Genomic DNA, 15,368 nt, shown 5'->3' on the forward strand with positions numbered 1-15,368 from the left:
CGCCCACGGCGCCGCGCCGCGGCGTACGGGGCGGGCACCACCCCGGGAGAGACATGCGCAGGATCCTCGTCGTCGGAGCCGGACAGTCCGGACTCCAGTTGGCCGTCGGCCTGCTGGGCGAGGGATACGAGGTGACCCTGGCCACCGAGGCCGGGCCGGAGGAGGTCCGCGCCGGGCGGGTCACGTCCACGCAGTGCCTCTTCGGCCCCGCCCTGCGCCGCGAGCGCCGCCACGGCCTCGCCTTCTGGGACGACCGCGCGCCCGCCGTCCGCGGCGTCGGGTTCCGCGTGGCCGACCGCGCCGGGGCGGGCGCCCCCGTCCTGTCCTGGGTCGGCGCGCTGGACGAGCACGCCCAGTCGGTCGACCAGCGGCTCAAGATGTCGGCCTGGCTCGACCTGTTCGTCCGGCGCGGCGGCGCCCTCCTGCGAGGGCGCGTCCTGGCCGAGGACCTGGAACGGCTCGCCGCCGACCACGAACTCACCGTCGTCGCCTCCGGGCGCGGCGCGCTCTCCGAGGTCTTCCCCCGCGACACCCGGCGCTCGCACTTCCGGTCCCCGCAGCGCTCCCTGGCGCTGGCCTACGTGACCGGCGCCGGGCCCCACCCCGACGGGCCCGTACTCAGCCGCACCGTCGTCCCCGGCGCGGGGGAGGTCACCACCCTGCCCACCTACTCCCTGGCCGGGGTCTGCGAGGCCGTCATGGTCGAGGCGGTGCCCGGCGGCCCCCTGGACCGGCCGCTGCCCCCCGACGCCTCCGGCGAGGAGGTCCTCGCGGGCCTGCTGGACGTGCTGTACCGCGAGGCGCCCTGGGAGTACGAGCGCCTGGCCCACGCCCGCCTCGCCGACCCGGGGGCGGCCCTGCGCGGCGGCTACGCGCCGGTGGTGCGCGAACCCGTCGCACGCCTGGCGAACGGAACCCCCGTCCTGGGCATGGCGGACTCCGTGGTCGCCAACGACCCCGTCACCGCGCAGGGGGCCAACATGGCCTCCTTCGGCGCCGAGGTCTACCGCCGCGCCGTCGTCGACCACGGCCGCCGGCCCTTCGACGAGGCCTTCATGCGCTCGGCGTTCGCCGCCTACTGGCGCCTGGCCAGCCAGGTGACCGCGTGGAGCAGGGTCCTGCTCACCGCCCCGCCGCACCTGGAGGAGCTGTACCGCCTCGCCGCGCGCCACCAGGAGACGGCCGACCGCTTCGCCAACTGCTTCAGCGACCCCGGCGACCTGATCGGGTGGTTCCTGCACCCCGAACGGGCCCTGGCCTACGTGGACGGCGTCCGGCGCGCCGAGCCCGCACGGTCATCCCATCTCCCTACCTCCTGAACCCGGTCGGGACGGTGGGGATGTAGCGTCGCACGCCGTGCCCGTAGAACTCTCCGCCGCCTCCTTCCTGGCCCCCAGCGGCCACGGTCTGCTCGCCCCCACCGACGTGGCGGCGTTCGTCGTCGCCGCGTCGGTCGCCGTCCTCGTCGGGGCCGCGGTGCAGAGCACCGTCGGCCTCGGCCTCGGGCTGGTCGCCGCGCCCGTCCTGTCCTTCCTGGACCCCACCCTCGTACCGGGAGCGCTCCTGGTCGCCGTGATCGTCCTGCCCGGACTCACGCTCCTCCAGGAGTGGCGGCACGTGGACTGGCGCGGCCTCGCCTGGGGACTGCCCGCGCGCCTGCCCGGAACCGCCCTGGGGGTGTGGGTGGTGGCCGCCCTGGAGCCCCGCGCCCTGGCGGGAGCGGTCGGGGCGATGGTGCTGGTGGCCGTCGCCCTCTCGCTCTGGTCCCTGCGGGTGCGCATCACCCCCGTCTCGCTCGTGGCGGCCGGAACCCTGTCCGGGCTCACCGGCACCGCCACCACGATCGGCGGCCCGCCCATGGCGCTGCTCTACCAGTACGAGGAGCCCGCCCGGGTCCGCGCCACCCTGGCCGCGTTCTTCCTGCTGGGCGGCGCGGTCTCGCTGGCGGCCCTGGCCCTGGGCGGCCAGATGGACGCCCGGACCGCCGCCGTCGGGGCCTGCGCGATCCCCCTCGTGGTCGCGGGCTTCTTCGCCGGGACCGCGCTGCGCCGCCGCGTCGACGCCGGGCGGCTGCGCGCGGCCCTGCTGGCGGTGGTGGCGGCCTCCGCGCTGGGGCTGCTCGCCCGGGCCTTCCTGGGCTGACGCGCGGCCACCGCTCCGGGGACCGAGTAAGGTACGCGAAAACCCGGCAACCGGACGGCACGGGCGTTCCACGGGCCGCTCCCGCGCGGGGTTGGGTAGGACCCGTGGACGTACGCCCATAAACTCGGGTATGGATACCTGCCGGTAGCCAGGACCGGCCCACGTCAGGGGCACGGGACGGCAAACTCAACGGACACGCGGGACGAGGGGACTGACGAGACAGTGGCACTGTTCGAGTCGATACACAATCCGGAAGCGCTCAAGAGGCTTCCGGCCGACCAGCTCCCTGCGCTGGCACAGGAGATCCGGGACTTCCTGGTCGACTCCTGCTCCCAGACCGGCGGGCACCTGGGCCCCAGCCTCGGCGTCGTCGAGCTGACCATCGCGCTGCACCGGGTCTTCGACTCCCCGAAGGACCCCATCATCTTCGACACCGGGCACCAGGCCTACGCGCACAAGGTGCTCACCGGCCGCCACGACTTCACCAACCTCAAGTCCGAGGGCGGCCTGTCCGGATACCCCTCCCGCGCCGAGTCCGAGCACGACTTCGTCGAGAACTCCCACGCCTCCACCGCGCTGTCCTACGCCGACGGCATGGCCAAGGCCAACGAGGTGCGGGGCCGCACGGACCGCACCGTGGTCGCCGTCATCGGCGACGGCGCCCTCACCGGCGGCATGGCCTGGGAGGCGCTCAACAACATCGCCGAGCGCAGGGACCGGCGCCTGGTCATCGTGGTCAACGACAACGGCCGCTCCTACTCGCCCACCATGGGCGGCCTGGCCGACCACCTCGCCTCCCTGCGCATGGCCCCCGGCTACGAGCAGGCCCTGGACCTGGCCAAGACCACCCTCAACCGCACGCCCGTGGTCGGCCAGCCCCTCTACGAGGCGCTGCACGGCATCAAGAAGGGCCTCAAGGACGCCATCCAGCCGCAGATGATGTTCGAGGACCTGGGCCTGAAGTACCTCGGTCCCATCGACGGCCACGACGAGCAGGCCCTGGAGAAGGCGCTGCGCCGCGCCCGCGACTTCGGCGGCCCGGCGATCGTCCACTGCATCACCCAGAAGGGCAAGGGCTACGCTCCGGCCGAGAACCACGACGAGGACCAGTTCCACGCCCCCGGCCCCTTCGACGTGGCCACCGGCCAGGCCAAGCCCGGCCCCAAGGCCGTCAAGTGGACCTCGGTCTTCGCCGACACCATGGTGGAGATCGGCGCCGAGCGCCCCGACGTGGTGGCCATCACCGCCGCCATGCTCCACCCCACCGGCCTCAACAAGTTCGCCGAGGCCTACCCCGAGCGCACCTTCGACGTGGGCATCGCCGAGCAGCACGCCGCCACGGCGGCCACCGGCATGGCCATGAACGGCCTGCACCCGGTCGTGGCCGTCTACGCCACCTTCCTCAACCGCTGTTTCGACCAGGTGCTCATGGACGCCGCCCTGCACCGCCAGGGCGTCACCTTCTGCCTGGACCGCGCCGGGATCACCGGCAACGACGGCGCCAGCCACAACGGCATGTGGGACATGTCCATCCTCCAGGTGGTCCCGGGCCTGCGCCTGGCCGCGCCCCGCGACGCCGAGCGCCTGCGCGCCCTGGTGCGCGAGGCCGTCGCCGTCGAGGACGCGCCCACCGTCGTGCGCTACCCCAAGGGCGCGGTCGCCGAGCAGCTGGACGCCGTGGGCAGGGTCGGCTCCATGGACCTGCTCCGCCGCGCCGCCGACGGCGGCAACTCCAAGGACCTGCTCATCGTGGGCGTGGGCACCATGGCCCAGGTCGCCTGCGAGGTCGCCGACCGGATGGCCGCCCAGGGGCTGGGCGTCACCGTCATCGACCCCCTGTGGGTCAAGCCGCTGGACGAGGCCCTGGTCGCCGAGGCCGCCGAGCACAGCGTCGTCGCGGTCATCGAGGACAACGGCCGCACCGGCGCGGTCGGCGACGCCGTGGCCCGCCTGCTGCGCGACCACGACGTGGACATGCCGGTGCGCACGTTCGGCATCGCGCAGGAGTTCCTGGACCACGCCAAGCGCGACGACATCCTGCGCGAGCAGGGCCTGACCCCCCAGGAGCTGTCCCGCAGCCTCACCGAGACGGTCTCCCGGCACACCGACGGCGCCAAGTCCGCCGGCGAACTGGCCGACGAGACCGCCTGAGCGCACGTGTCCCAGGCAGCCCGGGGGACGTCCCCGGGCTGCCAGAATGGGCGCATGAGCTCCTCCGAACCTGAGCAGCACAGCACCGCCGCACCGCTCCGGGTGGCCGTGATCGGCTCCGGCCCGGCGGGCGTCTACGCCGCCGACGCCCTGACCCGGCAGCGGCGCGTGCCCGTGCGGGTCGACATCATGGACCGCCTGCCCACGCCCTACGGGCTGGTGCGCTACGGGGTGGCCCCCGACCACACCAAGATCAAGGGTGTGGCCCGGGCGCTGCGCAGGGTTCTGGAACACCCCGACGTGCGCTTCGTCGGCGGGGTCGAGTTCGGCGCCGACCTCACCCGCGCCGACCTGGCCCGCACCCACCACGCCGTCGTCTACGCCACCGGCGCCAGCGTCGACCGCCGCATGGACGTGCCGGGGGAGGACCTGCCCGGCAGCGTCGCCGCCACCGACTTCGTCAACTGGTACTGCGGGCACCCCGACACCGCCCTGGAGCGGTTCGTGCTCGACGCCGAGGAGGCCGTCGTGGTCGGGGCGGGCAACGTCGCCCTGGACGTGGTGCGCATCCTCGCCAAGACCGCCGACGAGCTCCGCCACACCGACATCCCCCAGCCGGTCCTGGACGTGCTCGCCGCCAGCCGCGTGCGCACCGTCCACCTGCTGTCGCGGCGCGGTCCCCTCCAGGCCAAGTTCACCGCGCCCGAGCTGCGCGACCTGCTCGCGCTGCCCGGCGCCGACGTCGTCGTGCGCCCCGAACAGGTCGACATCGACCCCACCGCCGTGGGCACCGGCGCGCCCGAGACCCGCGACGTCGCCCGGGCCGCCCGCACCAACCTGCGGCTCCTGGCCGAACACGCCGTCCGCGGGCCCCGCGGGCGCGACCGCACCGTGCGGCTGCACTTCTGGGCCCGGCCCGTGGAGGTCCTGGGCGGGGAGGAGGGGCGCGTGAGCGGTGTGCGGGTGGAGGAGACCCGCCTGGACGCCGACGGACGTCTGACCGGGACCGGCCGGACCACCGACCTGCCCGCCGGGATGGTGCTGCGCTCGGTGGGGTACGCGGGCGTCGCGCTGCCCGGGGTGCCCTTCGACACCGAGGGGCGCACCGTCCCCCAGGAGGGCGGGCGCGTCCTGGACGCCGAGGGAGGCGCGGTTCCGGGTGACTACGTGGCCGGATGGATCAAACGGGGCGCCACCGGGGTGATCGGCACCAACAAGTCCGACGCCGCCGCGACCGTGCGCGCCCTGCTGGAGGACGCCGGTGCGCTGCGCGAGGCGGCCCCGGAACTGGTCCCGCTGGAGACCGTGCTGGACGAGCGCGGGGTGGCCCACAGCGACTACGAGGACTGGCTGCGCATCGACACCGCCGAGGCCGACCAGGCCGTGGAGCTGGACCGGGGCGAGCGGGTCAAGCTCCACGGCTGGGAGGCCTACCGCAGGGTCGTCGGCGGCTGACCCCGCCCCGCCCCGCGGCCGCGGCGGAGGCTCAGGCGACCTGGTCGGTGGCGGCGCCGTAGGTGTTGCAGCCCTCCACGGTCTCCTGAGACCAGCCCCGCTCCAGCCAGAGCGCCCGGTTGCCGGCGGTGCCGTGCGTGTCCAGGTCGCCGCCGCCGTTGAAGTGCTCGTTGGCCGTGCGCAGGGCCCCCTCGTCGGCGCCGGTGATCCCGCGCAGGCCCACCCCGGCCATGCACTCGGCCTGGAGCTCGGTGCGGCGCAGCGCCTCCAGTTCGGCCTGTTCGTTCTCGGCCTTCCAGGTCATGCCGTGCGCGACGCCCAGGATGCCGGTGGCGTACTGCACGTGGTGGCCGTACTCGTGGCCCATCAGGGCGAGCCAGACCTCCTCGCGCTCGTCCGGGGGGAGCAGGGCGCCCAGGTGGCGCACGTTGGGCAGCACGACGGTGACGCGGCTCAGGTCGCTCTCGTAGTAGGCGAGCGTGTACCCGTCCTCCGGGCTGGCGTCGGGGGGGTCGGGAGAGGTCCGGGTGACGGCGAACTCGGGCAGCTCCACGGACACGCCCAGGTCCTCGAACACCGGCTCCCACAGCCTGTTCAGGCACTCCCCGGAGACGGACGCGAACTCCTCCCAGGACTCGTCGGAGTCCATGTCCAGCTCGGGGACGTCGCAGTCGACCGGTGCGGGCATGGCGACGTCGTAGAGGGGGTGGTCGACGACGTCGACCTCCACCTGGTTGGGCCGCGCCCTGAGGCGGTCGTCGTAGTGGGCGGACAGGTCGACGCCGGTGGGCTGGGGCTCCTCCTGGGGGGTGGTGGCGACGATGAGGATGCTCGCGGCCAGCGCCACGAGGGCGATCGCGGCCGCGCTCGCCGAACCGAGCAGCACGCTCGCGCCACCGCGGCGCGAGGGCCGTCCCGGCGGCTGCGTCCAGGGCGGCGCGGGCGGCTGCCAGCCCATCCCCGGATGGGCGGCGGGGTGCCCGCCGGGCGGGAGGGAGAAGGGGTGGGGGTGCGTGTGGGCGGCCGGCGCCCGCCAGGGGTGCGGCGCGGGGACGGGGCCCGTGACGGGCGGGCCGTATCCGGCGCCCGGGTGGACGGGGTGGCCGTAGAGGGCGGCGGGGAGAACGGGGCCGTACGGCGCACCGGCCTGTGTCAGCCCCGGGGAGGGAGGAGCGGTGCGGTACGGCAGGGCGCCCGCGTCCGGTCCGGGGCGTGGGGGAACGGGGTGTCGGGCGGTGTTCCCCGTCCGCTCCGCGTGCGGGGCCGCCGGGGCGGAGGGCGTGCTGTCCGCGGCCGGTCCGGGGCGTGGGGGAGCGGGCATGGGGGGCGTGCTGTCCGCGCCCGGTCCGGGGTGCGGGGGAGCGGGCACGCGGGGCGTGCTGTCCGCGGCCGGTCCGGGGCGTGGGGGAACGGGCGCGGAGGGGGCTCCGTCCCGCCCCTGCTCCGCCTCGCCGGGTTCCCGTCCGTCCGCCCGGGGTCCGGTGGCCTCCTCGGCACCGGGGCCGCCGACGGCGCCTCCGGTACCGGACCGCTCGGGTCTGGGGGTCTCGCCTCCGGGCCGCTCACCGCCGGATGGGTTCTCCACGGGGTCAGTCCTCGCTATCGTGCCGCAGCGTGCCGGGGTGTCGTCTCCGCCTGGAGGGCGAATCCGGCAAGAGTCGCAGAACTCCAGTATGGGGCTTAATCGGACGTACCCATGGTCGTGGGGGCGCTGCTCTCCGGCGGCCGGTAGCGAACCCCCAGGCCCGTCAGCATGTTCTGAAGCTCGGACTCGAAGAGCGGTTCCATGTCGCGCATCACGAAGTCGAGGTGTTCGAACACCTCCATGCACACCACCCCGTACAGGCGTACCCAGCATGTGCTGAGCACCATGACCGCCTCCACCGGGATGTGCGGTGCCGAGAAGCCGCAGGTGTCGGCGAAGGCGCGCAGATCGCGGGCCAGCTCCGGGGTGATGCGGTCCCCGTCGGGCAGCACGAACCTCTCCTCCGACAGAAGCCGGTCGAAGAGGGTGTAGAAGGTCGCCCCGAAGCGCCGCCCGGCCTCCACCGCCGGTGTGACGTCGGTCTCTGGGGCCAGGCGCACGCGCGGACCGAACATCGTGGCGAACTCGGCCCGGTGTCCGATCGCCCAGGCCCGGAAGGCCCGCAGTGAGGTGAGGATGCGCAGGTCGGTGTCCTCGGCGGGCACGCTGGCGTCCGCCGCGGCCACCGCGTCGCCCAGTTCCTGGAACATGTCCGCGGTGATCAGCACCAGCAGCGCGTCGATCCCCGTCACGTAGCGGTACAGCCCCGGCGCGGTCATCCCCATCTCCCGGGCGATGGCGCGCAGGGACACCCCGCCGGACCCGTGCTCGACCAGGTGCCGGCGGGCGATCCCCTTGATCTCCGCCAGTGTGGCCTCGCGCACACGCTCGCGGCGGCTCGGCCTCCCTGCCACCCGGTCCAGCTGCGGTTTCGCCATCTGTTGCGCTACACCCCGTCTCGGGCGCCCGGTCGGGGCGCCGTGGTCCTCGTCGACGACGTTGACATCGTAACGCCCGCACGCTTTAGTGAACGCCGTTAGCAAACACCGTTAACGGACATGGGGTCTGTTTCCTGAAAGGGCGGCGTATGCCGACACAAACGGGGCTTTTCGGTCGGCTGGGACGGGGAGTCCACCGCTGGCGCTGGGCGGTCCTCGCCGCCACCGCGGTCTTCGCCGTCTTCTCCGGGATCTGGGGCTCGGGGCTCTTCTCCGACGTCAGCGAGAGCGGGTTCGAGGACCCCGACTCCGAGTCCGCGCGGGCCACGCGCGTCCTGGAGGAGGAGCTGGGCCACGACGGCGTCGACGTCGTCGCGGTCTACCGCAGCGACGAGATCCAGGTGGACAACCCCACCTTCGCCGCGGCGATCCAGCGTATCGCCGACGGCATGCCCGAGGACGCGGTCGCCGACTTCGACACCTACCTCGACGAGGACCTCGGCGAGACCGAGCGCGGCATGCTCGTGGCCGAGGACATGGACGCCACCTACATCCCCGTGACCCTCAGCGGGGAGACCCACGCCGACCGCCTCCATCAGTACGAGGAGGTGGCCGAGTACCTGTCCTCCAGCAACCTGGAGGTCCACCTGGGCGGCTCGGTGGCGATCGAGCACGAGCTGGCCGAGAGCGCCGAGAGCGACGTCGTCCGCGCCGAGCTCATCACCCTGCCGATCCTGCTGTTCCTGCTCGTCCTGATCTTCGGCGGCCTCGTCGCGGGCCTGGTCCCGCTCGCCGTCGGCGGCCTGGCCATCCTGGGCTCGCTGACCCTCCTGCGCGCGCTGACCCACGTCACCGAGGTGTCGGTGTTCGCGATCAACGTCGCCACCATCCTGGGCCTGGGGCTGGCGATCGACTACGGACTGTTCATGGTCAGCCGCTTCCGGGAGGAGCTGCGCCGGGGCCGCGGCATCGCCGACGCGGTGAGCCGTACCGTGGACACCGCCGGACGCACCGTGGCCTTCTCCGGCATCACCGTCGGCATCGCCTTCGCTGGCCTGCTCTTCTTCCCCCAGCCCATCCTCAAGTCGATCGGCTGGGGCGGCATCGCCGTCGTGGTCTTCGACCTGCTGGCCGCGCTGGTCTTCCTGCCCGCGCTGATGGCCGCGGTCGGGCACCGCATCAACCGCCTGCGGCTGCCGCTGCCCCGCCGCACCGTCACCGGAGCCGTGCACGAGGGGGCCTGGTCGCGCCTGGCCCGCGTCGTCATGCGCGGCCCCGCCGTGTCCCTGGTCGCGGTCGGCGGCGTCCTGCTGGTCTTCAGCGCCGGCCTGGCCTCCACCGAACTCGGCTCCACCGACCAGCGCTACCTGCCCGCCGACTCCGGGAGCCGGATCGCCACCGAGGCGCTCTCCGACGACTTCCCCGCGGGCGGCCTGGGCACGCTCGACGTCGCGGTGGTCGGCGGCGCCGACGACGGGGCCCTGGAGGAGTACACCGAGCGCCTGGCGGGCCTGGAGGAGGCCGTGTCGGCGACGGTGGAGCGCACCGGCGAGGACGTCGCCCACGTCGTGGTCGCCTACCGGGGCGCCTCCGACTCCCCGGAGGTCGCCGACCTGGTGCGCGACGTGCGCGCCGAACCGGTTCCGGAGGGGGCGGAGGAGAGCCTGGTCGGCGGCGTGGCCGCCATGCAGCAGGACAACGTGGCGGCGATCGTCGACGCGGCGCCCATGACCGTGGGCTTCGTCGCCACGGCCACCCTGCTCCTGCTCTTCCTCGCCTTCGGTTCGATCGTCCTGCCGGTCAAGGCGGTGCTCATGGGGGCGCTGTCCCTGGGCGCCTCCCTGGGCGTGGTGGTCTGGGGATTCCAGGAGGGCGCCTTCTCCGGGCTGCTCGGGTTCGAGGCGGTGGGCACCATCGACCCCACCTACCTGGTGCTGATCATCGTCGTGGCCTTCGGCCTGGCGATGGACTACGAGCTGTTCCTGCTCAGCCGGGTGCGCGAGGAGTACCTGCGCACCGGGGACAACACGCGCTCGGTGGCGGCGGGGCTCCAGCACACCGGCCAGATCATCACCAGCGCCGCGATCCTGCTGATGGTGGTGCTCCTGGCCATGGGCACCTCGGACCTGCTCTTCCTGAAGATCATCGGCATCGGCCTGGCCATCGCGGTCCTGGTGGACGCCACCCTGGTGCGCGCGGTCATGGTGCCCGCCACGATGCGCCTGCTGGGCGGGGCCAACTGGTGGCTGCCCCGGCCGCTGCGCTGGCTGCACGACCGGATCGGGATCTCCGAGGGCGGCGACGAGGACGGGCCCGAACCCGCCGTGGAGCGGGACGGGCGCAGGAGGGTGCACGCGGGGGTGTGACCGACCGTCGCGCGACCCCGTCCGGGAACTCCCGGGCGGGGTCGTTTCGCTGTCTGCGGTGCCGTGACGCGGCCGTCCGCGGCCGGAGTGCGTCGGGTGCGTGTCGCGGGGCCCGGGGGCGGGCCGCCGGTGCGCCCCGACGCCTGGGCGGCGGCGGTGGCCGACCTGTGCGACCTCGCCTCGCGGGCGCGGCCCCGCTGCCCGGGATCCAGCGGTCCCTCTCGTAAACGATATATGAAACATATTATTGTCCCTAGTGATCGTCGCATGTTTTTACTGTAGCGTGGCGGCGAAGGAACGCGCGGTGGCGGCCGGGGGACTCCGGCCGCCACCGACGGCCCCGCGCGCCCACAGACGAAGGGGGTGACACGATGCCCGACGCGCTGACCAGGCTGACCACGCGCGACCCCTGGTGGGTCCTGGCCGTCCCGCTGGCGGTGGTCGGGTCGGCCGCGTGGATGGAGCGGCACGCCCCCACCACCTCCTGACCCTGGAAGGCGGGACCACCATGGCCACGTCCCCGACGACCACCTCACCCCCCGGCCGCCAGGGGGCACCACCGGGAAGGCCCCCGTTCCTGGTCCGGCTCGGCGACGGGCTGGCCCGCCGCCCGGGCCGGGTGATCCTGGCCGGCGTCGCGCTGGTGCTGGTCGCCCTGGCCCTGGCGGCGGGCACCATGGACCGGCTGCTGCTCAGCCGCTTCGAGAGCCCCGGATCGGAGTCGCTGCGCGTCGAACAGCAGCTGGAGGAGGGCTTCGGCACCGGCAAGCACCACTTCCTCCTGCTCGTCACCGCCCAGCGGGGCACCGTGGACGACCCCGGGGTCGTCGAGGCCGCCACCGCCCTGGAACGGGATCTGGCCTCACGCGAGGGCGTCGCCGAGACCGCCTCCTACTGGGGGCGCGGCGGGTCCCCGGCGATGCGCTCCGAGGACGGCACCCAGGCGCTGATCACCGTGCGCATGGAGGGCACGGTCACCGAGGCGCGCACCGCGCTCGGCGGGATCTCGCCGGACTTCACCCGCGACGGCGAGGTCATCCGGGTCGAGGTCGGCGGCGGCGACGAGGTCTTCCGCCAGGCCGCCGAGCAGGCGCAGGCCGACTTCCTGCTCGCCGAGGCCATCATCTTCCCGCTGGTGTTCGTGCTCCTGTTCGTCCTCTACCGCAGGATCTCGGTGGCGGCGCTGACCCTGGGCATGGGCCTGTTCTCCGTGGTCACCACGCTCGCCCTGCTGCGCGGGGTCACCTACCTCACCGACGTGTCCACCTTCGCCGCCAACCTCACCCTGGTCATGGGCGTGGGCCTGGGCGTGGACTACAGCCTGTTCGTCATCAACCGCTTCCGCGAGGAGCTGGCCCGGGGCAGGCGGGTCCCCCAGGCGGTCTCCCTGGCCGTCTCCAAGGCCGGGCGCACCGTCCTGTTCAGCGGCCTGACGGTCGCGGTGGCCCTGTCCTGCCTGATGCTCTTCCCCTTCCCCTTCCTCCAGTCCTTCGCCTACGCGGGCGTGGGAACCGTGCTGACCTCGGTGTTCGCCGCGCTGGTCATCCTGCCCGCGGCTCTGGCCAAGGTCGGGCACCGGGTCCGGCCCAAGCGCGAGCCCGACCCCGACAGCGGCTGGTGGCACTCCACCGCGCTGAGGATGACGCGCCGCCCGCTGCTGTGGGGCCTGCCCGCGCTCGCGGTGGTCCTGGTGCTGGCGGCGCCCGCGGTGGGGCTCGACTTCGGCCTGCCCGACGCGCGCGTGCTGCCGCAGGGGGTCTCCAGTCGTGACGTGCAGGACCAGATCGGCGCGAACTTCGTCCAGGAGGAGATGGACGCCGTCCAGGTGCTGGTGGACGTACCCGGCAGGGAGGCCGAGGCCGACGTCATCAGCGCCTACGCGGCCGACCTGTCGCGGGTGGAGGGCGTCTACCAGGTGGACGCGCTCACCGGGCGCTTCAGCGGCGGGGAGCGGACCGACGGGGCCGAACCGCGGGCACAGGAGCGGTTCGGGTCGGCGGAGCGGACGTGGCTGTCCGTGGTGCCCACCGCCGGGGCCCTGGAGGACGTCGAGGACCTCATCGACCGGGTCCGGGACGTGCCCGCGCCCGGTGAGACCCGGATCGGCGGTTACCCGGCCGACCTGACCGACTTCCGCGAGGCCCTGCTGGGGCAGGTGCCGCTGGTGTTCGGCCTCATCCTCGCCATCACCTTCGTCATCCTGTTCCTCATGACCGGGAGCATCCTGCTGCCCGCCAAGGCGATCGTGCTCAACGTGCTCAGCCTCGCGGTGATGTTCGGCGTGATGGTGTGGATCTTCCAGGAGGGGAACCTGTCCGGGCTGCTGGGCTTCACCGCCGACGGCAGCCTGGAGACGACGTTCCCCATCCTGATGTTCTGCGTCGCCTTCGGGCTGTCCATGGACTACGAGGTGTTCATGATGTCCCGGATCAAGGAGGAGTACGACCTGACTGGGGACAACACCCGCGCGGTCGCGGCCGGACTCCAGCGCAGCGGCCCCCTGGTCACGGCGGCGGCCGTCATCCTGGCCGCCTCCTTCGCCGCCTACGCCGTCTCCGACGTGCTGTACCTGATGATGCTGGCGGTCGGCATGGCGGTGGTGATCCTGGTGGACGCCACCCTCATCCGCGGCGTGCTGGTACCGGTGTTCATGCGGCTGGCCGGACGGGCCAACTGGTGGGCCCCGGCGCCGCTCAAGCGCGTGCACGCCCGCTTCGGCATCTCCGAGTGATCCGGGGGTTCCGGTGCCGGGGGCCCCGGCACCGGAAACTCATTCGTACTTGGTCACCCGGGGGTGCTCGGTGAGCAGGCGGCCCGACAGCTCGTGCAGGAGGGCCACCTCGCTCTCGGACAGGGTGGCGAAGAACTCCGACTCCGCCCGGGCCACCGCGTCGCGGGCCTCCTCCAGCAGCGTCCGCGCCTTGTCCGTGGGCGTCACGATGTAGCGCCTGCGGTCCCTGGGGTTGCGCTCGCGCCTGGCCAGCCCCTGCTCCTCCAGGTCGTCGATCAGCCCCACCATCACGTTCGGATCCACACCCAGCACACGGCTCAGCTCCTTCTGCGAGAGATGGGGCATCGCCTCCGCGGCGGAGAGCACGTGGAACTGCCGGGAGGTGATCTGCTGGGGCCCGAAGACCGCCGAGGTGGTCGCCTGGACCAGTTCGCCCAGCTTGATCAGTCGAAAACCGGTCGTGTGCCACATGGGGGTGTCCCATCCGGGTGCGTTCTCCACGCCTCGGCCCCCTCTCCAGTGCTTCTACTCATCAGATGATCATAGAACTCTATGGTTGGGGTGTGAAACGATACGCAAGTCCACGCCACACCGCTCCCCGGGCGTGGTACCGGCAGTACGGCATGCTCCCGGCGGGTGCGGTGCGGGCCTCCGCGCGCAGCTGAGCACGAGGGAAGGGCCCGGCCTCCGGGGGGAAGCCGGGCCCGTCACGGTTCTCAGGTCACTCGGCGAAGAGTTCGTCGATGTGGGTGATGGTGAAGCCTCGGTCGAACCAGGTGTCGAGCTGATCGAGGTCGCGGCATGCATTGATGCGCTCGCGTGCTTCCTCGGGGATGTCGATTCCGCGTCGGGTGAGGAGCCGGAAGATGGCCCGAGCCTCTCCCTCGGCCCTTCCTTTGGCCTTGAGGCTCTCGGTCCAGGCGCTGCTGTACTCGTACGTGTCCGTCATCATGAGTTCCTCCAGGGCGGCCTGGCCTTCGGTCTTCGCCAGCAGGTTCAACGTGAATCCAATGTACTTCGTAGCCTTTTCCCGGTCGATCGCATCGAGGCCGGTGTGCAGGGCTTTGAGCACGTCCATGTCCTGACCGCCGTGCGCGGCGGCGGACAGCACACCCAGAGACGGGTGCCGCTCCACCTCCCCGGGATCGGTGATGACCGGGATCCCGGCCGGCCCCACCACCAGGGGACGCAGGACGAAACCCGGATGGCCGAGGTGGATCGGTTCGGCGTACCAGTCCGCCACGGACTGCTTCGGACAGATGGTCAGCAGGACGACCGGGCACTCGTGCCGTGAGCGCAGCGAGGCCACGTACTCGGGCCAGGTGAAGCGTTTGCGCTCCTTCTCGTCGCGCTGGACCTCCACGACGATGCCCATCAGCTTGTCGAAGGGGTCCTTCGGGCCGGGGCCGCGCAGCATGATCGCGACGTCCGATCGGCGTTCGACGGGATCGACGTGGCCGAGGTCGCACGAGGTGACCTCGCTGCGGTCGTAGTCGGGGACGTCCACGCCGAGGCCTCGCAGGAAGCCGACGGCCGTGTCCGGCGCGTCGGCGAACAACTCGGAGTAGATCTGGTGTTCAGCGGATATTGCCACGAGGCAGACGTTACACAGGGTTACCAGTAAGTATGTGCGAGTAGTCGTTATGTGGTGACTTTTCGCGTTCGCCCACTTCGGGCAGGGGAAGACGCGGTGCCGAGACGACCCCGCAGGGAGGGCCGAACATGTCCGAGAAGCAGAGCAGACCGCTGGTCCTGCACGTGGGGCACGACGAACTCGTCGTCCGGCGCCGCTACGAGACTGCGAGCATCGTCAACGACATCCTCATCGCCCTGTGGTTCATCGCCGGAAGCATCATGTTCTTCTCCGAGGCCTGGACCACCGCGGGCACCTGGTGCTTCCTCGTCGGCAGTGTCGAGCTGCTGATCCGCCCGGTGATCCGGCTGGGCAGGCAGCTGCACATCCGGCGCGTGCGCTCCTCCAGCCCCAGCTCGACCGGGGAGGAGTCCTCCCAGGACTTCTGACCCGGACACGCAACGGCGGGCCCGGCATCCGCTGCCGG

11 protein-coding genes are annotated in these 15,368 nt (G+C 72.7%); 7 read left to right on the top strand and 4 right to left on the bottom strand.

Annotation, left to right across the window (positions count from 1 at the left end; all coding sequences use genetic code 11):
• The first annotated feature begins 53 nt into the window (after nt 1-53).
• The 4 genes from G011_RS0109775 (at nt 54) to G011_RS0109790 (ending at nt 5,748) form a co-directional block, all read left to right on the top strand.
• Nucleotides 54-1,319, top strand: coding sequence for a styrene monooxygenase/indole monooxygenase family protein (locus G011_RS0109775; RefSeq protein WP_019608301.1), 1,266 nt, complete (start codon nt 54-56; stop codon nt 1,317-1,319).
• Nucleotides 1,320-1,356: 37 nt separating this feature from the next.
• Complete coding sequence (locus G011_RS0109780; protein WP_019608302.1) at nt 1,357-2,142, top strand: sulfite exporter TauE/SafE family protein; 786 nt, start codon at nt 1,357-1,359, stop codon at nt 2,140-2,142.
• Between the two features lie 222 nt (nt 2,143-2,364).
• The gene (gene dxs, locus G011_RS0109785) at nt 2,365-4,293 is read left to right on the top strand and encodes a 1-deoxy-D-xylulose-5-phosphate synthase (RefSeq protein WP_013153866.1); all 1,929 of its coding nucleotides are present in this window, start codon (nt 2,365-2,367) and stop codon (nt 4,291-4,293) included.
• A gap of 54 nt (nt 4,294-4,347) precedes the next feature.
• Nucleotides 4,348-5,748 (top strand): FAD-dependent oxidoreductase, encoded by a 1,401-nt coding sequence (locus G011_RS0109790; protein ID WP_019608303.1) that lies wholly within the window; start codon nt 4,348-4,350, stop codon nt 5,746-5,748.
• Between the two features lie 31 nt (nt 5,749-5,779).
• On the opposite strand, the gene G011_RS32375 is transcribed toward G011_RS0109790, so the two are convergent.
• Both G011_RS32375 and G011_RS0109800 read right to left on the bottom strand, forming a co-directional pair.
• Complete coding sequence (locus G011_RS32375; protein ID WP_026338177.1) at nt 5,780-6,634, bottom strand: neutral zinc metallopeptidase; 855 nt, start codon at nt 6,632-6,634, stop codon at nt 5,780-5,782.
• Nucleotides 6,635-7,428: 794 nt separating this feature from the next.
• Nucleotides 7,429-8,211 (bottom strand): TetR/AcrR family transcriptional regulator, encoded by a 783-nt coding sequence (locus G011_RS0109800; protein WP_026338178.1) that lies wholly within the window; start codon nt 8,209-8,211, stop codon nt 7,429-7,431.
• A 149-nt stretch (nt 8,212-8,360) separates the two neighbouring features.
• Here G011_RS0109800 and G011_RS0109805 point away from each other — a divergent pair, with 149 nt between their 5' ends.
• Both G011_RS0109805 and G011_RS0109815 read left to right on the top strand, forming a co-directional pair.
• Nucleotides 8,361-10,577, top strand: coding sequence for an MMPL family transporter (locus tag G011_RS0109805; RefSeq protein ID WP_019608306.1), 2,217 nt, complete (start codon nt 8,361-8,363; stop codon nt 10,575-10,577).
• A gap of 508 nt (nt 10,578-11,085) precedes the next feature.
• Complete coding sequence (locus G011_RS0109815; protein ID WP_019608308.1) at nt 11,086-13,308, top strand: MMPL family transporter; 2,223 nt, start codon at nt 11,086-11,088, stop codon at nt 13,306-13,308.
• Between the two features lie 39 nt (nt 13,309-13,347).
• Here the strand turns inward: G011_RS0109815 and G011_RS0109820 are convergent, their stop codons facing one another.
• Together G011_RS0109820 and G011_RS0109825 are read right to left on the bottom strand one after the other, a co-directional pair.
• Nucleotides 13,348-13,809 carry a MarR family winged helix-turn-helix transcriptional regulator gene (locus G011_RS0109820; protein WP_019608309.1) on the bottom strand — a complete coding sequence of 154 codons (462 nt, stop codon included), beginning with the start codon at nt 13,807-13,809 and terminating at the stop codon, nt 13,348-13,350.
• A gap of 220 nt (nt 13,810-14,029) precedes the next feature.
• Nucleotides 14,030-14,902, bottom strand: a complete 873-nt coding sequence (locus tag G011_RS0109825; protein ID WP_026338179.1) for a hypothetical protein — start codon at nt 14,900-14,902, stop codon at nt 14,030-14,032.
• 128 nt (nt 14,903-15,030) lie between these two features.
• Between G011_RS0109825 and G011_RS0109830 the strand changes: the two genes are divergently transcribed.
• A complete protein-coding gene (locus tag G011_RS0109830; protein ID WP_019608311.1) occupies nt 15,031-15,330 on the top strand; it encodes a YrhK family protein in 300 nt (99 codons plus the stop codon).
• The last annotated feature ends 38 nt before the right edge of the window (nt 15,331-15,368 follow it).

Source organism: Nocardiopsis sp. CNS-639, from assembly GCF_000381685.1.
Lineage (GTDB): Bacteria > Actinomycetota > Actinomycetes > Streptosporangiales > Streptosporangiaceae > Nocardiopsis > Nocardiopsis dassonvillei.